This is a genomic window from Clostridium lacusfryxellense (genome assembly GCF_018861735.1).
Lineage (GTDB): Bacteria > Bacillota > Clostridia > Clostridiales > Clostridiaceae > Clostridium_AD > Clostridium_AD lacusfryxellense.
Window position 1 is genome coordinate 21,962 of sequence record NZ_JAHLEB010000032.1, and the last position, 19,021, is coordinate 40,982.

Annotated in this window: 17 protein-coding genes; 5 read left to right on the top strand and 12 right to left on the bottom strand. The window is 29.4% G+C overall.

All coding sequences use genetic code 11. The features are described from left to right. The first annotated feature begins 52 nt into the window (after nucleotides 1-52). On the top strand, nucleotides 53-238 hold the full coding sequence (locus KPL55_RS16510; protein ID WP_216307843.1) for a hypothetical protein: 186 nt from the start codon (nucleotides 53-55) through the stop codon (nucleotides 236-238). Nucleotides 239-339: 101 nt separating this feature from the next. Here KPL55_RS16510 and truA read toward each other — a convergent pair whose 3' ends face one another. After that, the gene (gene truA, locus KPL55_RS16515; protein WP_216307844.1) at nucleotides 340-1,077 is read right to left on the bottom strand and encodes a tRNA pseudouridine(38-40) synthase TruA; all 738 of its coding nucleotides are present in this window, start codon (nucleotides 1,075-1,077) and stop codon (nucleotides 340-342) included. A 92-nt stretch (nucleotides 1,078-1,169) separates the two neighbouring features. Further along, on the bottom strand, nucleotides 1,170-2,705 hold the full coding sequence (locus KPL55_RS16520) for a YiiX/YebB-like N1pC/P60 family cysteine hydrolase (protein ID WP_216307845.1): 1,536 nt from the start codon (nucleotides 2,703-2,705) through the stop codon (nucleotides 1,170-1,172). Nucleotides 2,706-2,962: 257 nt separating this feature from the next. On the opposite strand from KPL55_RS16520, the gene cls reads away from it, so the two are divergent. Then, the gene (gene cls / locus KPL55_RS16525; protein ID WP_216307846.1) at nucleotides 2,963-4,417 is read left to right on the top strand and encodes a cardiolipin synthase; all 1,455 of its coding nucleotides are present in this window, start codon (nucleotides 2,963-2,965) and stop codon (nucleotides 4,415-4,417) included. Between the two features lie 51 nt (nucleotides 4,418-4,468). Here cls and KPL55_RS16530 read toward each other — a convergent pair whose 3' ends face one another. Next, nucleotides 4,469-5,824: a GAF domain-containing sensor histidine kinase gene (locus KPL55_RS16530; protein ID WP_216307847.1), complete on the bottom strand. Its 1,356-nt coding sequence runs from the start codon at nucleotides 5,822-5,824 to the stop codon at nucleotides 4,469-4,471. 100 nt (nucleotides 5,825-5,924) lie between these two features. On the opposite strand from KPL55_RS16530, the gene KPL55_RS16535 reads away from it, so the two are divergent. The 3 genes from KPL55_RS16535 (at nucleotide 5,925) to ispF (ending at nucleotide 8,691) form a co-directional block, all read left to right on the top strand. Further along, nucleotides 5,925-6,497, top strand: coding sequence for an anti-sigma-I factor RsgI family protein (locus KPL55_RS16535; protein ID WP_216307848.1), 573 nt, complete (start codon nucleotides 5,925-5,927; stop codon nucleotides 6,495-6,497). Nucleotides 6,498-6,533: 36 nt separating this feature from the next. Continuing rightward, nucleotides 6,534-7,319: a 23S rRNA pseudouridine(2604) synthase RluF gene (rluF, locus tag KPL55_RS16540; RefSeq protein WP_216307849.1), complete on the top strand. Its 786-nt coding sequence runs from the start codon at nucleotides 6,534-6,536 to the stop codon at nucleotides 7,317-7,319. 904 nt (nucleotides 7,320-8,223) lie between these two features. After that, a complete protein-coding gene (gene ispF, locus KPL55_RS16545; protein WP_216307850.1) occupies nucleotides 8,224-8,691 on the top strand; it encodes a 2-C-methyl-D-erythritol 2,4-cyclodiphosphate synthase in 468 nt (155 codons plus the stop codon). An 85-nt stretch (nucleotides 8,692-8,776) separates the two neighbouring features. Here the strand turns inward: ispF and KPL55_RS16550 are convergent, their stop codons facing one another. The 9 genes from KPL55_RS16550 to KPL55_RS16590 all read right to left on the bottom strand — a co-directional run bounded on the left by KPL55_RS16550 (nucleotide 8,777) and on the right by KPL55_RS16590 (nucleotide 18,923). After that, nucleotides 8,777-10,690 carry an EAL domain-containing protein gene (locus KPL55_RS16550; protein WP_216307851.1) on the bottom strand — a complete coding sequence of 638 codons (1,914 nt, stop codon included), beginning with the start codon at nucleotides 10,688-10,690 and terminating at the stop codon, nucleotides 8,777-8,779. 202 nt (nucleotides 10,691-10,892) lie between these two features. Then, a complete protein-coding gene (locus KPL55_RS16555) occupies nucleotides 10,893-11,099 on the bottom strand; it encodes a hypothetical protein (protein WP_216307852.1) in 207 nt (68 codons plus the stop codon). Between the two features lie 122 nt (nucleotides 11,100-11,221). Beyond that, on the bottom strand, nucleotides 11,222-12,220 hold the full coding sequence (argF, locus tag KPL55_RS16560) for an ornithine carbamoyltransferase (RefSeq protein ID WP_246599570.1): 999 nt from the start codon (nucleotides 12,218-12,220) through the stop codon (nucleotides 11,222-11,224). A gap of 74 nt (nucleotides 12,221-12,294) precedes the next feature. Further along, nucleotides 12,295-13,503, bottom strand: coding sequence for an arginine deiminase (arcA, locus tag KPL55_RS16565; RefSeq protein ID WP_216307853.1), 1,209 nt, complete (start codon nucleotides 13,501-13,503; stop codon nucleotides 12,295-12,297). Nucleotides 13,504-13,529: 26 nt separating this feature from the next. Beyond that, a complete protein-coding gene (arcC, locus tag KPL55_RS16570; RefSeq protein WP_216307854.1) occupies nucleotides 13,530-14,474 on the bottom strand; it encodes a carbamate kinase in 945 nt (314 codons plus the stop codon). 136 nt (nucleotides 14,475-14,610) lie between these two features. Then, on the bottom strand, nucleotides 14,611-15,222 hold the full coding sequence (locus KPL55_RS16575) for a DUF1836 domain-containing protein (protein WP_216307855.1): 612 nt from the start codon (nucleotides 15,220-15,222) through the stop codon (nucleotides 14,611-14,613). Between the two features lie 751 nt (nucleotides 15,223-15,973). After that, nucleotides 15,974-17,074, bottom strand: a complete 1,101-nt coding sequence (locus tag KPL55_RS16580) for a C40 family peptidase (protein WP_216307856.1) — start codon at nucleotides 17,072-17,074, stop codon at nucleotides 15,974-15,976. Between the two features lie 206 nt (nucleotides 17,075-17,280). Continuing rightward, a complete protein-coding gene (rsmI, locus tag KPL55_RS16585; protein WP_216307857.1) occupies nucleotides 17,281-18,123 on the bottom strand; it encodes a 16S rRNA (cytidine(1402)-2'-O)-methyltransferase in 843 nt (280 codons plus the stop codon). A gap of 53 nt (nucleotides 18,124-18,176) precedes the next feature. Beyond that, nucleotides 18,177-18,923 (bottom strand): tRNA1(Val) (adenine(37)-N6)-methyltransferase, encoded by a 747-nt coding sequence (locus KPL55_RS16590; RefSeq protein ID WP_216307858.1) that lies wholly within the window; start codon nucleotides 18,921-18,923, stop codon nucleotides 18,177-18,179. Between the last annotated feature and the right edge of the window lie 98 nt (nucleotides 18,924-19,021).

Here is a 19,021-nt window from a genome sequence, read left to right on the forward strand (position 1 = left end):
TTAAGAACCTTAAATATATTTCTAAAAAACAAAAGTTAAAGGAGATTAAATAATGAAAGAAGATAATCTAAAACTAGCACAAAAGGGTATTGATGATGCGCTAAACACTGTAGATGCCTTAGAGAAAACGATGAAACAAAACCCTCTTTCAAAAGAAACATTAAAAGAAAATTTTGATATCCTTTCTAAGAAAGTTGAAGAGATTGAAGATATATTAAAAACCGAAGGTATATTATAATCTATAGGAAGATTATAAATAGTTTTAGATAAAAATAATTAAAAGAGGTACATGAGTATTATAAACTCATGTACCTCTTTCAATTAAACATTTAAATAGTTTTAGTAACTAACTTCTTCCAAAAATAAACCTTTAGCTGGTGCAATATGTCCGGAATATTTTCTTTCTTTTCTATCTAGAATATCGCTCATTTCATTCGGATCTCTTTCGCTAAGTCCCACTTCAACAAGTGTTCCAACTAGTAATCTTACCATGTTTTTCATAAATCCATTTCCTTGAATACTAATTTCTATGTTTCCATCACTTTCTTCGATGTTTATTGTATAAATTGTTCTTATAGTAGATTTCTTTTTAGTTTTAAGTGTTGTAAAACTTTGAAAATCATGTTCACCTATTAAGAATTCTGATGCTTTTCTCATTTTGTCTAAATTTAATGGTAAAGCTACATGATAATCATATTTTCTAGTAAACACATCATGTACTTTGTTATTGCATATATTATATATATATTTTTTAACCTTAGCATTATATCTTGCATGGAAATTAAGATCTACTTCTTCTACTGATTTAATTACAATGTCTTCTGGTAAATATTCATAACAATAACTACGCATTTTATGTGTAGGCATTGAAGAATCTGTTCTGAAATTTGCCACTTGATTAGAAGCATGTACTCCTGCATCCGTTCTTCCTGAAGCAGTAATCTCAATATTTTCTCCAGCCATCTTACTTAAAACAACTTCTACTTTATGCTGAATTGTATTGTCACTATCCCCAAGTCTTTGCCATCCTTTATACCTTGTACCATCATATTCTATTACAATTTTAATATTTCTCATATATTATTTATCCTACTTTCTTATCTATAGTTTATTTTTATTTTTTTATACTTTTAACCTTTATATTATATTATATACATATATCACAATTATTAAAACATACCATATAAAATAATTTTTAGTTTTGTTAATACCGAATTTAATTTTACTATAGGATGCCTTACTGGCGATTTTAATATAATCCTATGTTTTACAGTTGTCCATTTAGATACTTTCCAAGTTGCTTTTAAATCATTTGCAGTTTTCCTTATAGCTTTTCTATCTGACACGCTACCATCATAAAAAACTACAAAATCAAATTCTGCATTTTCACTTTCGAATTCTGAATCAAATTTTTTAATTATGCTATTAGGTGAGAGTAATAACCTTCCTGCCTTTGGCTCTAAATCAAATGTAATTCCTTTCTTATTGTTTGAATACAAATATGATTTATAAATTAATTCGCTACAAAACAAAGAATTGTCTGTCATAATATCGAAATTATAATCATATGCCTTTCCCAAGAATTCAAACGCTGTAAACAAGGCCTTGAATTTATCTTCTTTAGAAAGTTTAGGTCGTAATGCAGAAAAATAATCAACCTTTGCAATAGCATCTAATGAGTTTATTACCACACCTGGGGCAATAACTTCAATAATATACTCATTACTTCCATTACCGCATACAAATAAACTTTTATATACTTTAGGATAGTTTACTTTTACATACTCTGATACAGTCAAGCACTCACCCAATGGAATATCAATAAAATACTTGTCCAGCTTTTCTAAACTTCCTATATAAATCCCAGTGTGAGTCCAAAACCCCGGCAATCCAATATTAGTTAACTGATAATTATTTCTTTTTAAGAGTATATCACCTGGTAGTAATTCTTCCTTGATAATATCTATATCTTCATTGCTAACATATTTTTCTTTTCTACTTGAATAATCAACTCCTGTAATACTTATAGCGATCCATTTTTGAAATGGAAACCATAAATTAAAAGCATTTTTACCCAAAAAATCGATCATATTTTTTTTAACAATATTTCTATGGTTTTTAACAAGTTTAATAACATTTAAATAGTTAAAACTTGCATAATTTAGTAATTCTTTTTCTCCTTCATCTCTTTGGTCACCATAAACTTCAAAATAATGTACCATAGAATTAAAGTAGTGTTTATTCCTAAATAATGATATCATATAAGAAATTTCTGTAATTTCTTGTGAGATATAATAATATTGTTTTTTATTGATATTAAATTCAGGCCTTGGTTCGTTTAACATCGACTCCAAATACCTGTTTTTATCTATAATGTTAGCTAGCAATACAGTATTTTTACGTATCGCTATAGTTGAAGCATAAATTAATAATGCGTTTCTATATCTAGTATGTGTATCTCCCGTATGTCTCAATATAAGTTTACTTTTATATTTTTCTCTAATTTGATTTAATTCATTATAACATCCCACATAACTAACCCATTTACCTAATATACTCTGCTTGTCAATCAATGACTTATTTTGAATATTAGAACTAAATAAGTTTTCGTTTGTTTGGATCTCATTCATCACATGTTCTAATTCTTTTATAAGCTCCAAGGATTTGTCTATTTCCTCATTAACTATTCTATGAACTAAACCCATATCCTTATCCCCGATTCTATTTTCATTTTTAAACTTCTGCTCTCCCTAAATTGTAGTCAGCGATTCACTATTATTATACCATAGAACTCACTATTCCTTTAATAATATAAATTATATAATTAAAATATTTCAATTTTACTTATATAATGCTCATAAAAAATAAAATAATTTATTTTTTAGATACTTTCAATGTTTTTTTATGTTGATTTATATGTATACTATCATTATAAGATAAAACGAATTTTTTGGAGGCTTCTATGTTTGCTAGCGAACTATTTTTACGTTTTTTTAATTTACTATTTTTTATTAATATTCTTTTTGCCTTTGCAGTTGTGTTTATTGAACGAAAAAACCCAGCAAGTACTTGGACATGGCTTATGGTATTGTTATTTTTACCAAGCATAGGTTTTATATTTTATTTATTTCTTGGCCAGAATTTAAAAAGAACTAGGATGTTTAAATTAAAAAAGGAAGAAAAAGAAAATCTTACCTCGATTATTAGTAAACAGAAGGAATTTTTAAATAATGAAAATCTAACTAAAACAAATCCTTACTTAAGTAAATATTCAGATATAATGAAACTCAATCTTTGTAGTGATAATTCCTTTTACACAAATAATAATAAGGTGACTATATTTGTTGATGGAAAAGCAAAATTTGATCAACTTAAAGAAAATCTTAACAACGCGGAGTCATATATTCATATGGAGTATTATATATTTCAAAATGACAATTTGGGAAAAAGTATACTTGATATTTTATGTAAGAAAGCTAAAGAAGGAGTAGAAGTTAAACTACTTTTTGATGGTATGGGATGCCTTAAAGTACCTAAATCTTTTTTCGCGCCTTTAATTAAGGCCGGAGGTAAATCTTCTTGTTTTTTTCCTCCTTTTCTCCCTTATATAAATCTTAGATTAAATTTTAGAAATCATCGTAAAATATGCACTATTGATGGTAAGTATGCCTTTATAGGCGGCTTTAACATTGGGGATGAGTATTTAGGACTTTCTAAAAAATTTGGTTTTTGGAGAGACACCCATCTATTTATACAAGGTGATGCGATTGATGCAATGGAACTTCATTTCCTAATGGATTGGAGATATGCAGCTAAGGAAGATTCAACTTTTGATGACAAGTATTTCCCTCACAGACCTCACCTAGGAAAAACAGGTCTTCAAATAGTTTCAAGCGGGCCTGATTCTACTTTTAATTCTATTAAAAATGGGTATTTAAAAATGATTGGCAAAGCTGAAAAGAACATCTATATAGAAACGCCTTACTTTATTCCAGATGACAGCATCCTGGAGGCATTAAAAATAGCATCCTTATCCGGCGTAGATGTCCGTATAATTATACCAAGTAAACCAGACCATCCCTTTGTATATTGGGCTTCTACTTCTTATATGGGAGAGCTTCTTGAATCTGGTGTCAAATGTTATACCTACAATAAGGGCTTTCTTCATAGTAAATTTCTTTCTATTGATGGATCTATAAGCTCTGTAGGAACAGCCAATCTAGACATTAGAAGTTTCACTTTAAACTTTGAAATCAATGCTTTTATATATGATAAAGACTTAACTTCAGACTTAGATTATTCCTTTATGGACGATTTAAAGTATTGCGATGAACTAACTGTTGAAAATTATACTAGTAGAAGTATTATTGTTAAATTCAAGGAATCTATTTCACGATTACTATCTCCTATACTTTAAATTAAAAAGTATTTTGAACTCGATTTATAAAATCGGTTTTAAAATACTTTTTTATATTTCGGGTCTCAAAATAGGTATACTAAATGAAAAATCGCTTCCTTTTCCTATCTCACTCTCAACCCATATCTGTCCACCATGCACCTCGATAATATGTTTACATATAGCTAATCCTAGTCCTGTACCTTTAGGTTTATTGGTAAGATTATCACCAACTTGGCTAAATTTCTTAAATATATATTTTTTGTCCTCTTCTCTAATACCTACCCCTGTGTCACTAATGCTCACTATTATATTCTCCCCAGAAACCCTGGCACTACATACTATACATCCTTCATGCGTGAATTTTATAGCATTGGAAATAAGGTTAATTATGACCTGCATTATTTTATCCCCATCTGCCATTATATTTGGAAGTGATTCTGTTATGCTAAGCACCACCTGAATCAATTTATCTCTTATAATAGGGTTGGTTAACGTTATTACATTATTTATAATTTCTCCAATATCGATAACTCCCATATTTAATCTGTTTTTTCCTTCTTCCAATCTAGATATATCTAATAAATCGTTTATAAGGCTCGATAACCTTTCCCCTTCTGATAAAATTATGTCCAGGTTCCTTCTTATTTTATCTACGTTATTTTTATTTTTTTCACCTTCAACATCTAACATATTTACTATAGATTTTTCGAATTTTCGCTTTACCATTTCAGCAAAACCAATAATTGATGTCAGTGGCGTTCGAAGTTCATGAGAAACTGTTGACAAAAAATCTGTTTTCATCTTATCTGCATCTCGCAACTTTTGAAAAAGCATTGCATTCTCAATAGCTACGGCAACTCCACTAACAAACGATATGGCATTAGCTCTCATTGCTTGATTATATGCTGACTTTTTATGACCTAGTATTATCACTACTCCATATATATTTTCTTTATGTATTATTGGGATTATAAGTAGACTTCTCATATGATATAATAACAAATGAAACTGCGTATTATATTTTGTATACTCCGCTTTCCTTAAATCTTTAATATAATAAGGCGTGGCAGAATCTATAACTCTTTTAATTATTTCAGAACATTTGATTTCTTTAAAGTAATTACTTAAGTCTAGCCCCTCTGCCTCTCCCCTGCACTGTATAAGTTTAAAATCATTATTATCTCTAGATACACTTATAGCAGTATCATATGCTATAGTTTTATGTATATTTTCAAGCACCTTATTAAAGGTATCATTAATATCCATTGTAGATTTAAATATATCATTAGTATCATTTATTCTATTATTAAATTCTTTGGATTTTTTATTCATTAATAGTTTTATTAGTACAAATATAACTATAATATTTACTATAATTAATATCCCTATGTATATGTAAAATTTGTTGAAAAATATTTCCATCATAATATACCTCACTCCAATGAAAGTACCAATTAATTCATCTTATGTCAAGCATTATCGAACATTTACTATATCCACTTATTCTTATATAAAGGGGGCTCTTATGCGAAAGTCTGGCAAAATAATTAATATTGAAAAGGACAAAGTATATATTATAACCGAAAGCAAAGAATTTGTAACTCTTGAAAAACATGCAGAGGAACCTATAATCGGACAAACATATGAAGGTGATGTATTTCAAAGTGTTGCTATTTGGAAATATATTCTTATAATCGCTTGCATAATTCTACTTACATTTTCATTAAGAAAACTGTATTTAGATAATAAATATAATTATTCAGTAATAGTAAAAATGAATTGCTCTATAAAGATGGAGGTAAATGGTTCAAATAAGATTCAAAGTGTTAAGGGTCTAACAGAAGGCGGTAATAAAATAATTAAACTAGTATCACTAGAACATAAATCTTTAGAAGTTGCCTTAAAATTAATTTTAGATGAAGCAATTAACCAAAATTACTTGACGAAAGCACATGCAGATGACGGTTTTATAATTTATGTATTCGTTACTGATAATAAAAATAAAATTCCGATTAATTTAACAGAATTTAATAGATATGCTGGTACACATGATTTTAAGGTAATACTAAATAATGACGGACAAGCAGCACTCAACTAATGCCCCCTGCACTATAATCCCAAAGGACGGTGTAAAATGAAACACATATATGATAAAAAAGGTGGAAACATTATTAAGCATTCTGAAACTGAGTCATCCAAAACCAGATTAAACAAATTTATAAGCGAAACTGGTTTTTGTTCTAGGCGTGAAGCAGATAAAATGATTGATGGAGGACTTGTCACCGTAAATGGAAAAATCCCCGAAATGGGCACCCAAGTATCCGAAACAGACTACATAGAAATAAGAGGCAAAGCATTAAAAATAAAAGAAGACTTAGTTTATTTAGTATTTAATAAACCAATTGGAATAACATGTACCACTGAGCATAAAGTTAATGGTAATATTATAGATTTTATAAACTACCCTAAACGGATATTCCCAATTGGACGCCTTGATAAAGCCTCTCAAGGCCTTATATTCTTAACAAATGATGGGGATATTGTAAATAAAATTTTACGTTCAGGGAATAACCACGAAAAAGAATATCTTGTAACTGTAAATAAACCTATATCTCCTGATTTTATAAAAAATATGTCAAATGGCATTCCTGTACTTAAAACCATAACAAAAACGTGTTTTGTAAAAAAAGAAGGGAAGTGTGTTTTTAGAATAATTTTAACACAGGGGCTTAATCGTCAAATACGAAGAATGTGTGAGTATTTAGGTTATTCGGTTATCAAGCTAGAAAGACTTAGAATTATGAATGTTTCTATGGATAATTTACATATAGGAAAATGGAGATACCTATCTCAAAATGAATTGTTAGGTATAAATAATCTAATCTCTGATTCTATTAAAACCGAAATTGCTTCAAAATAAAAACTTAATATATTATATAAACACTAATTCTCACTTGCAAACTAAAAATTAGTTAATAAAGCACACATTTTTGTGTGCTTTTTGCTTTATTTTAAAGTTATCAACATTATTCACACAGTTTTTGTGGATAATTTGTTATTCTTAGTTAATAATAACTATCATACCTACTATTTATTATATAATCTACATTTGTTTTTAATTATAAGGATTATTTATTCTTTTGCACCACATATTTTCAATTTTAAAAATTTATATATTTTATTTTTCATAAAATTAAAATCTTCTAATACGTTGATATATCATGGTCTTCAGGTTTTTATTATTTCTATATAATTAAATTGTTTTAATTGTCTAGATAATCTTATTTGAATCACAGATTGTACACATTAAAATTGACTAATCCACAACAACCTATAATTAATGTATTATAATGTAAAATATTTTGTGTCATTCTAAACTTATGCACACAATCCACAGACTTTCTGTGCATAACTTGTGGAGTCGATGTTGCTGATCAGCCACTAGATACATCTATATCTAATTCATGGTATTTAATTGTAAATACTTGTATTTAAGGTTAAATATTTCAAAATAATATTATTAAGTTATGCACATTATCCACAGTTTTGTTGATAACATGTTAATAACTTTTGTTGTTTGTTTTCCCAGCATTCTACTTTTTAGTATAAGTTAACGCGAATCTATTTCTATCGGAACACACGTTGCCATTTTTCTATTCATATATTTTGCCTGAAAATTATCTACCATGTATTCTACTATATATAAATTTCTTGATTACTTTCATAGGAAATGCTATATTTAAAAAAAGCAAATAGATTACCCTATAAGTTTATCTCCACATATTCGAATTTGTTATAAATTAAATTGAAAAGAGGTTATTGACTTGAGAATTGGAATGGGATACGACGTTCATAGATTAGTTACTGATAGAAATTTAATACTAGGTGGTGTAAATATACCTCACGAGCTAGGTCTACTAGGTCATTCGGACGCTGATGTTCTAGTTCACGCTATTATGGATGCTCTTCTAGGTGCTTCGGCTCTAGGAGACATTGGTAAACACTTTCCTGATACCGATGCTAAATATAAAGGTATCTCAAGTATAGTCTTACTTGAGTATGTCGGCAGGTTATTAAAAGATAAGAATTATATAATAGAAAATATTGATGCAACAATAATTGCGCAAAGGCCCAAAATGTCACCGCATATACCCTATATGATAGAAAACATTGCACGCGCACTACAATTGACTATAGATAAAGTTAATGTTAAAGCTACTACTGAAGAAGGCCTTGGTTTTACTGGCCAAGAAGAAGGAATTTCTTCTAATGCAATATGCCTTTTAAAATAGACTTCTTATCTTATATAAACTAAAGCCACTTCTAATTAAAGAAGTGGCTTTAACATTACTCGCTTACAATATTAATTTCTGCTTACTAAAATCCTTGCTTCCAAATTTTAAAATCAGCATGATCGATAAGCATAGCTGATGAAAAATATGAGCCTTGCCCATACACAATTCCAAGCTCTATTAGCTTTTCCTTCTCTTCCAAAGTCCGTATTCCTTCAGCTATTATTTTCATATTAGTTTTTATGGCCATCTTTACCATATTCTCTATCATTAACGCTTTTATCTCATCTTTATTAACATCTCTTACTATTTCCTGAGAAATTTTTATATAATGAGGTTTCATCTTTATTAATTCAACCATATTAGAGTTACCTTCTCCAAAGTTATCCATAGCTAATTTGAATTTTAATTCATCAGCGAAATTTCTCCAGAATGCACTCCTCGGAATACGTTGAGTAATCTCTAAAACTAAGTTCGTACCCTGTAATTTATTTATAACTTTTTTAATAGTATGTCTTGTTGTATCTGATTGAAGTTTAAAAAATAATCCTTCTTCAATAAATGGTCCGAGTATATTTAAATAATTGCTTAATTTATCACAAGCGAGCATAGTAAGGTCCTCTAAGTCTCCCGTAAGTCTGGCCTTCTCAAACATTTCATAAGGGAAAAATTCTAATCTTGAATCGCGAACTAGTATCTCTAATGATTTAACTATGCCGCTACTCAAGTTTATAATAGGCTCTACTGTAAGTTCAATAGATTTATTTTTTATTATACCCGAGATATGGTGAGCCTTTTCATCAATCTTATATATTGAATCATTATCTAAATATTCATTTACTGAAGTTTCATCCAAGAACCATTGAACACTAGTGCTCGAGGATAGGCTTGGGTTATATAACCCTATAAGTTCATGCTTTAATACAGCTCTTAAATTATACATTGCATATATCATAGCTGCCATTCTTTTATTTTCATCCTTAGTTTTACGAATAAAATTTAGGCCTGCAGAAACTCCAGCTAAATAAAAGGATGGCTCATACAGTTTATTCCTAGCATCTGATAACAAATAATCTATGCCATGCCTTAACTCTGGGATTATATCTCTAAGTATGCTTGCCCCATCTCCATCTGGTATATCAACATACTTAACATTTTTTGTTAGCTCATCACATAAGCTAACCCAAAACTTCCTTTGCTTATTATTATCGAATTTTAAATAATCCATTAAAGAATGTAATTCTAGATACCTTGTATCATAAAAGATATTACTATGCACTTGATAACTTCCAAAATCAATAATAGATGGTTTCTTAACTGAAACAATTATATTGCCACCATGAAAGTCACCATGTATACATGAATCTAAATATTTTATTTCACTACCATGCCAAACCTCTTCATCCGTAAAAAAATTATAAGGATTCGGAAAAAACTTATCTACCCCATCGATAACTAGCCATTTTTTATCTTCATCAATCATAAGAACCTCAAAAGCCTTTAAAAGTTTTTTATCCATAAATCTATAACCTAAAGAACTTTTCATTATATCAATAGGCGATTTGATTTTAGAAGTATGTGGTTTATTCCAAGTATATAAAAATTTAGCTACTTGCTCAGAAGTTTGCTTAACTAATGCTAATTCATTTTCCAGAGAATATTTTAATGTTTTAATTCCCATTACATTATCTCCGCCTAATTCATATAGCACTCCAAATCTCCTTAAATTATTCTCGCATTGTATTTCTACCTCATCAATAATTTTTGGAATATACCCTTCAATAGAATTTTCTCTTGATTGTAAAAACGCTTTATTATGTAATCCACTTTCATTCATTTCTTGTATTTTTAAAACTCCTAATTTACGTGATTCGCCAAATTCTACAGTATATACTGCTGCGCCAGATTCTCCATCATTTAATTCATTTATTATTTCTATAGGTTGATTCTCTTTTGCAAAATTTTCTAAAACCATTGTTTTCTCTTGCTGGCTTAGCATATTTTACCTCCTGTAGCAATTATTATGATTTTAATACCTCTTTATATATAGAGAATATTTTATAACTTATAACTTATAATATAGTTATCATTAATTGATTATACTACAAATTTGTTATTTTACTATGAACATAAAAAATCACACAAACTTTATTAGCTATAAAGTTTGTGTGATTAGATATTCTTATTACTTTAAATCAAGATTAACTAAATAGCTTCCTAGTACAATAATACTTATCATCTTTTAATTCTAAATCAAACTCACTTATAGATGTAATTTTATCGTGTTGTTCTACGTGAAGTACATAACCCTCGACCTTCTTATTTTCAAAAAAAACCTTTGAATAATTCATAACTTCTACTTTATCCCCGCAGAGATCATAGATTAATTTTGGTATATTGTTTAGCATATACATCTACCCCTTTAATATTTATTAACTATAAATTAATAGATATTATGAAGCCTTTATATTTATGCTTAAATATAATTAATATTTAAATTATTCTTTAACATTTAATATTTTTCTCTACACTAATTCCCTAGCGTTGCCACCATAACCGCTTTTATTGTATGCATCCTATTTTCAGCTTCATCAAACACTATAGATGCAGAACTTTCAAATACTTCATCTGTAACTTCAACACCATTCATTCCAAATTTTTCATAAACATCTCTGCCTACTTTGGTTTTTAAGTTATGGAAGGCTGGCAAGCAATGCATAAATTTAGTATCAGCATTACCCGTTAAATTCATCATTTCCTTATTAACTTGGTATGGTTTTAGCAAATTAATTCTTTGATCCCAAACTTCGTCTGCTTCTCCCATAGACACCCACACATCAGTATATATAATGTCTGCACCACTTACTCCTTTTGCTACGTCATCTGTAATAGTAATGCTTGCTCCAGTCTCTTTAGCTACCTCTCTGCATTTATTAACTAAACCGTCTTCTGGAAATAATGAACTTGGTGCAACTATTCTAAAGTCCATTCCCATCTTCGCAGCTCCTATCATAAGAGCATTTGCCATATTATTTCTTCCATCTCCTGCATAAACAAATTTAATTTCGCTTAGAGGTTTTGAAAAATGTTCTTTAATTGTTAAGAAATCAGCAAGAATCTGAGTAGGATGATCTTCTGTTGTTAACCCGTTCCATACTGGTACTCCCGCAAACTCTGCTAATTCTTCAACAACTTCTTGACCATATCCCCTATATTCAATACCATCATACATTCTTCCAAGAACTCTCGCGGTATCTGCAATGGATTCTTTTTTGCCCATTTGGCTTCCTGTTGGTCCAAGATATGTAACATGTGCACCTTGGTCAAGCGCTCCAACTTCAAATGCACACCTTGTTCTAGTCGAATCTTTTTCAAATAATAATACTATATTTTTACCTTTTAATGACTGCCTTTCTGTTCCTGCATATTTAGCTCTTTTTAAATCCCTAGCTAGATCAAGAAAATAATTAATCTCTTTTGGTGAAAAATCCATAAGCGTCAAAAAATTTCTGTTCCTTAAGTTAAACATAATAAATTCCCCTCTCTCATCTTTTACTTATAATAATGTACCATTATTGACTAAATTTCAATATTTTTTTATCATTATTCCAAATCTTCCCTATAAAATGGCATAGACATACATCTTGGGCCACCTCTACCTCTTGATAATTCCCCTGAAGTCATTTCAATAACCTTTATATTGTTTTTATCTAATATTTCATTAGTAACATAGTTTCTCTCGTACGTTATTACTGTGCCTGGGGATATAGCCAATGTATTTGATCCATCATTCCATTGTTCTCTTCCTGATATAACTTTATCTCCACCACCACAACGGATTAAAGTAATATCTTTATTTAGATGTTTAGAAAGTATTTTTTCTAAACTTCCTTCCTCTTCTATAATTATTAATTCTTTATTTTTATAGTCATAAGTTATTGCGGTAACCTTAAGTGTTCCTTCTATTCCTGGATGAACAGTAAATTTATCATAGTCAATCATAGTAAAGACTGTATCTAAATGCATAAATGCTCTAGTTTTAGGGATATTAAATATTAAAATTGTCTTAAAATTCTTTTCGTTTTCAAATATATTTTTGGCCATGTTTATAATTGCCTCTTTATCAGTTCTCTCACTGTTTCCAATTGCAATGACTTCTTTGGACAAAATTAATTCATCTCCACCCTCAATATTATATACATCATCTCTGTTGTACCATAACTTAATATTTGAGTTTTTAAATTCCGGGTGATATTTAAAAATGTATTTCCCAAATATCGTTTCTCTTCTTCTAGTTTTAGTTTTCATAGAATTTAAACTTATACCATTACCAATACATGCAAAAGGATCACGTGTAAAATATAAATTAGGCATAGGATCCATTATAAATGGATATTCATCATAATGTTCCTTAATCTTTATTTCTTTTTTTCTTATGCCTGCCATCACCTTGTCTATCATTTCTTTTTCAGGCATAGAGCATAAATAATCTTTTAAGGATTTTATTATTTGGGTTTTGTTTATACCACACTCTTCAATAACTTCATCCAAAAACAGCTCTTTAATTTGTGCATCTTTTACAGCCTCTGCAGCTAGATTTTCAAGATACAAAGTTTCCACACCGTTTTCTTTTAATATTTTAGCAAAATTATCATGCTCAATCCTAGCTACCTTAAGGAACGGGATATCGTCAAATAAAAATCTCTCTAAATATTCTGGTATAAGATTTTCAATTTCTTCCCCGGGTCTATGTATAAGCACGGTTTTTAAATCTCCAATTTCTGAATAAACATTAATCTTTCTCTCGTACATACTCTATTTTCCTCCATTCAATGTAATTAATATACAATCTTTGTGCCAGATAAACCTTCTAATGCTTCTTTAGCTTTGGACAATGATACTATAATTGCAGCTTTATCTTTTTTACTTTTTATAAACATTTTACAAGCTTCAACCTTGGGCAACATACTTCCTGGCGCAAATTGACCTTCAGCAATGTATCTATCAAGCTGCACAAGGGTAATTTGCTTTAGTTCCTTTTGATCTGGCTTATTATAATTAACACAAACTCTATCTACTCCTGTTAATATTAAAAGAAGATCAGCATCTAATAACTCAGCAAGTTTTTCAGCAGCGAAATCTTTATCTATAACCGCCGCAACGCCTTTAACCATAGTTCCTTCTCTAATAACAGGTATACCTCCTCCGCCACATGATATAATTATATTTCCATTATCAACTAGTTGTTTTATAATATCTTTTTCAATAATATCAATTGGTTTTGGTGATGCAACTACTCTCCTATATCCACGCCCAGCATCTTCCTTCATTATATACCCATGTTCTTCCTCTAATTTTTCTGCTTCCTCTCTAGTATAAAAGGATCCAATAGGTTTTGTTGGATTTAAAAAACCTTCATCATTTTTATCAACCACTACTTGTGTAACTATAGTCGCTACCACCTTGTCTATTCCTCTTTTGCTTAATTCTTCCCCTATTGCATTTTGAAGATGATATCCTATGTAACCTTGTGAAAATGCACCGCATACATCGAGAGGGAACAATACATTTCCATCATCAAGTTTTTGAGCAGCTTCTACTGCCGCAATAATTTGGCCTACCTGCGGTCCATTCCCATGAACTACAGATATTATATGTCCTTCCTCTATTAGATCAACTATAGATTTAGCTGTTAACTTGCAAGTATCTAGTTGAGCCTTGCAAGTTTTGTCTTTAGGATCCAATTGGAGTGCATTTCCGCCTAATGCTAATACTATTTTCATCAATAAACCCTCCACTATATTATTTGCATAATTACTCTTCCCATATACCACTAATTTATTAAAATTTCTTTTGAAAAAAAAAAATAAAAGACCTTATTTAAAGGATCTTTTAGTTCATTATAATCTTTATTAGTTTCTAATCCTTATATCCTTCATAATCTTGATAATCATCCACGATTTTTTGGACTAACTTTTTTATAGCACTAGCTTGTGAGACCAAAGTCATTACTACTAAAAATACTGATATCCTTTTTTCGTCACTTTGTTTTAAATCTAAGCTATCAATTATTTTTTGTAATTGCTCTTTATCGCAAAATCTTTTATCCCCGAAATTATTTAAGCTATCCTTTTGCATATCAGCAAAAATTTTATATGCGCTTTCCCAAGAGATAATATCATCATTCCTGTCATTTATCTCATTAAAAGCAAGCCTAAACACCTTTTTTATTTCCTCAGAAGTAAGTATAGGTCTCATATAACTTATTAGAACCAGTTGTGCAAGATGTAATTTTGTATACCCTCTTTTTTTACTATCTTCCGGTTTTGATATTACTTCACTTTTTATATAATTTTGTATTATATTATTAGTATAATTATCGGCATCGAATTTATCATTTAAGTAATCAATAACTTGCGATAAAAACAAGTCATACTGAGGTAATTCCTCATAAGGAATTATACTATTTTCTGAAATTTCTTTTGATAATAAATTTATATCTTGTAAATTAAATTTTGAGTTATCCAACATTTATCACCTTCCAAATATTAATATCTTAAATTAACTGTTATTATCCATCTATAATCAAGTATATATATTTATATTATAATGTATATATGCCCTATTACAAGCATTTTTTTGATTTTGTTTATTTTTGAAATAAAAAAACAAACACTTTTATAATTATATATAAAAATGTTTGTTTAAATTATAATATATCAAAATGAAAATATCTTCTTACAATATTAGTACAGAAAACAATTTATCTTATTCTTTTACAATTTTTTTATATTAAATTTGATTTAATTAACAGATGATATTGCAAATGTCAAAATTTCAAACATTATAATTAAGTTATCCACAGTTTTTAACATTTAATCAACAGAAGCTGTGGACAACTTAATTAATATGTAGAAGGCTTTAAATAAGGCTTTTACATATTAAAAGTAATTTTGACAAGTTTTTTATCCACACTTCACTCTATAATTTATAAATCCTTGTGTGAAATAATCAAAATCAAATTACTTTTTCACATTCAATTTTCATTTATTTCTGCCATTTGTTTTTGCAATATTTGAATTAGTTAATATAATTCATTCAATATTTTAATTAAATAACACATTATGTTTTCGTTTACATTTCTTATAAAAATATTCTTTCTTAACTATAACATGTTCTTTGATTGAAAACACTATAATTAAAAAATATTTATTGATTTCTCCTATAATTTCATATTATTAAAAAATAACAGGCTATATAAAATAGCCTGTCCATATTAAAATTACTTAATTCTTCTTGCAGTAAGGTAGTCACCTCTTGTTAATGCTGAAACCTTAATTACATCTCCTGTACGTGGTGCATGAATATATGAATTATTACCTACATACATTCCAACATGGTGAGGATTTGATGATGAACCAAAGAAAATTAAATCTCCTGCTTGCAAGTTTTCTCTAGGAACATATGATCCTTCATTAATTTGTGTAAATGTTGTTCTAGAAAGTGAAACTCCGAAATGTCTATATACATATTGCATAAACCCAGAACAATCAAAATTTGTAGGACCCGCTGCACCCCAAACATATGGTGTGCCTAAAAAATTACTTGCATAAGCTACTATCGCGTTAGAGCTTAATGATGATGAACCTCTAGACGGAGTATACTTAGGTGCAGCATCTCTTATTGCTTGTATTTGCTTCATAGTTGCGTCTATAGTAGCTTGTCCATTACTTATCTTACTAGAATATGATTGTTCTAGTTTTTTAGCTTCCGCTATTAACACGTTTTGTTCTTGTTTTTTCACTTTAAGTTTAGCTAATTTACTTTCATTCTCAGTTTTTAATGTTACTAATTTAGCTTTTTCAGTCTCAAGTACAACTTTCTGCTTTTCAATTTTAGCTTTTTTACCTGTTAATTCAGCTATAATTTTGTTATCATAATCTACAATTTTTTTAATGTTCTCAACTCTTGATAGAAGATCTGATACTCCCTCAGCTTCCAATATAACTTCTAAGTAACTATCCACACCATTCATATACATAAGTCTCATTCTCTTATTATATAAGTCTTCTTCTTCTTTAATGTTATCTTGTGCAACTTCTATATCTTTTGTTGTTTTTTCTATTTGTTTACCTGTTTGACCTATTTTAACTTTTGTTTTATCAACCTGTGTATTCATATTCTCTATGTCATTATCAAATTTCTCAATTGAACTTTCTATGCTCTCAACAGTGCTTTGTGATTTCTTATATTCACCCTTTTGTTGTTCAAGCTGATTTTTTTGATTACTAAGCTTGTCCGATAACGGATCTGCCATTACTTGCATACTTACCGTAGCAACTAATCCTATTGTTACTATTAATGATATTATTCTTTTACGCAACCCAATTCCCCCTATATTAAAATATTTATGTGTATTTCTATGTATTTATATGTATTTATATATTCTTCATTAAAATCAACATTTTTATTATACCACTGTTTTATAAGAAAACCCAATGATAACGTTGAAATATTCAATTTATTATTTTTTATACGATAAATGGTATATTTTTACATCATTATAGGACCTTTACTTATAGTATGTCGTTATATATCCAATGAGTGCTTATATATTTCCGATTTAGGCAAATCTCTATCCTTTGCGACCTTTTTCATTGCATCCTTTTTACTTATTCCGTCATCCATATATCTTATTATATGTTCTTCTATAGTCAGCGAATCCCATTTTGCTCTTTCATCTTTATCTATATCTTCCTTACTTTTACCTTCAATTACTAATACATATTCTCCTCTTGGAGAGTTTTGTTTATAATATTCTACAGCCTCTTCTAATGTCAGCCTAATTATTTCTTCGTACAATTTTGTAAGTTCTCTACACATGGATATTTTTCTATTACCAAGATTTTCTTTTAAAAATTCTAAAGTGTTTAAAAGCCTATGAGGCGCCTCGTAGAAAATTAAAGTCTCACTCCTATCTATTAAGTCATCAATTATGGGCTTTCTATCCTTATTTTCCCTAGGCAGAAATCCTCTGAATATAAATTTTGTTGTATCCATGCCTGAATACACTAGAGCAGTTGTAATTGCAGTGGCCCCCGGCAGCACAACGAACTCTACACCCTGCTGTATACACTTTGCAACTATGACACTTCCAGGATCAGATATTCCCGGAGAGCCTGCATCGCTTATAATAGCTATATTTTTACCTTCTTTTATTTGATCAATTATATTTTGACTTCTTCCTTGCTCATTATGTTGATGATAACTTATAAGCGTTTTCCTAATATTAAAATGACTTAAAAGTTTTAAACTTTGTCTTGTATCTTCTGCCGCTATAAGGTCAACACTTTCGAGCACCTCTAGAGCTCTAAGCGTAATATCCTTTAAATTGCCTATTGGTGTTGGAACTAAATATAATATGCCTGCCATTTTTATCACCCTTTGCCTTAATATTTACATTTGTTTTTTGTCTTATTTACTTACTATCCAAGTGTATCTGAATTATACATATCATTAATTTCTTGTGTATAACTACCATCCTCTGCATGAACATAAAGAGGTGGATCCCATTTTAAAAAGCTTCCCCCATCTCTTTGTCCCTCAATGAGTACTATATTAGGTGCCTTATTTACACTAGGGTGTACCATCCTTATGCGTTTTGGTTCTATTCTATGCTTTCTCATAGTACATAAAATATCAGCTAATCTATCAGGTCTATGTACCATATACACCCGTCCATTATTGCCAAGTAGAATTCTGCATGCAATAATAACATCTTCTAATGTGCAACATATCTCGTGCCTTGCTATTGCATCTTTATCGTTTGAACTAACTAATCCTGAATTTTGAAGTTTGTATGGTGGATTAACTGTAACAATATCTACTTTTGGAATCCCTTTAATAAGGCCTAAATCCTTTAAGTCTCCATTTATAAATTTTAATCTATCTTGTAAATCATTATATTCTGCTGAGCGATTGGCCATATCAACAAATTCCTCTTGAATTTCAACACCGATTATACTGCTTGCATGTGTTTTACCTGCCAATATAAATGGGATTATTCCTGTTCCAGTGCATAAATCAACAATCCTAGCATCTTTTTTTACCTTTATGAAATTAGCAAGAAGTACCGCATCCACACCAAACCTAAAAGCATTCTTTTTCTGGATAACATGAATCCCTTTTAAGTTAAGATCATCTAAAGTTTCATCATCTCTTAAACACTTCATTTCGTATCTCCTTTCTTTGAAAATTATGCTTGCTATATAGATACAATAAAAGAAGTATACCTCAATTTTCGATAAAATCATAACTTTGATATATAAAT

Coding starts and splice junctions, on each gene's coding strand:
- KPL55_RS16535 (WP_216307848.1), top strand. CDS start 5,925: ATGCGAAAGTCTGGCAAAATAATTAATATTGAAAAGGACAAAGTATAT.
- argF (WP_246599570.1), bottom strand. CDS start 12,220: ATGTTTAACTTAAGGAACAGAAATTTTTTGACGCTTATGGATTTTTCA.
- rluF (WP_216307849.1), top strand. CDS start 6,534: ATGAAACACATATATGATAAAAAAGGTGGAAACATTATTAAGCATTCT.
- truA (WP_216307844.1), bottom strand. CDS start 1,077: ATGAGAAATATTAAAATTGTAATAGAATATGATGGTACAAGGTATAAA.
- KPL55_RS16510 (WP_216307843.1), top strand. CDS start 53: ATGAAAGAAGATAATCTAAAACTAGCACAAAAGGGTATTGATGATGCG.
- cls (WP_216307846.1), top strand. CDS start 2,963: ATGTTTGCTAGCGAACTATTTTTACGTTTTTTTAATTTACTATTTTTT.
- KPL55_RS16520 (WP_216307845.1), bottom strand. CDS start 2,705: ATGGGTTTAGTTCATAGAATAGTTAATGAGGAAATAGACAAATCCTTG.
- KPL55_RS16590 (WP_216307858.1), bottom strand. CDS start 18,923: ATGAAGTGTTTAAGAGATGATGAAACTTTAGATGATCTTAACTTAAAA.
- rsmI (WP_216307857.1), bottom strand. CDS start 18,123: ATGGCAGGCATATTATATTTAGTTCCAACACCAATAGGCAATTTAAAG.
- arcC (WP_216307854.1), bottom strand. CDS start 14,474: ATGAAAATAGTATTAGCATTAGGCGGAAATGCACTCCAATTGGATCCT.
- KPL55_RS16575 (WP_216307855.1), bottom strand. CDS start 15,222: ATGTTGGATAACTCAAAATTTAATTTACAAGATATAAATTTATTATCA.
- arcA (WP_216307853.1), bottom strand. CDS start 13,503: ATGTACGAGAGAAAGATTAATGTTTATTCAGAAATTGGAGATTTAAAA.
- KPL55_RS16555 (WP_216307852.1), bottom strand. CDS start 11,099: ATGCTAAACAATATACCAAAATTAATCTATGATCTCTGCGGGGATAAA.
- KPL55_RS16530 (WP_216307847.1), bottom strand. CDS start 5,824: ATGATGGAAATATTTTTCAACAAATTTTACATATACATAGGGATATTA.
- KPL55_RS16550 (WP_216307851.1), bottom strand. CDS start 10,690: ATGCTAAGCCAGCAAGAGAAAACAATGGTTTTAGAAAATTTTGCAAAA.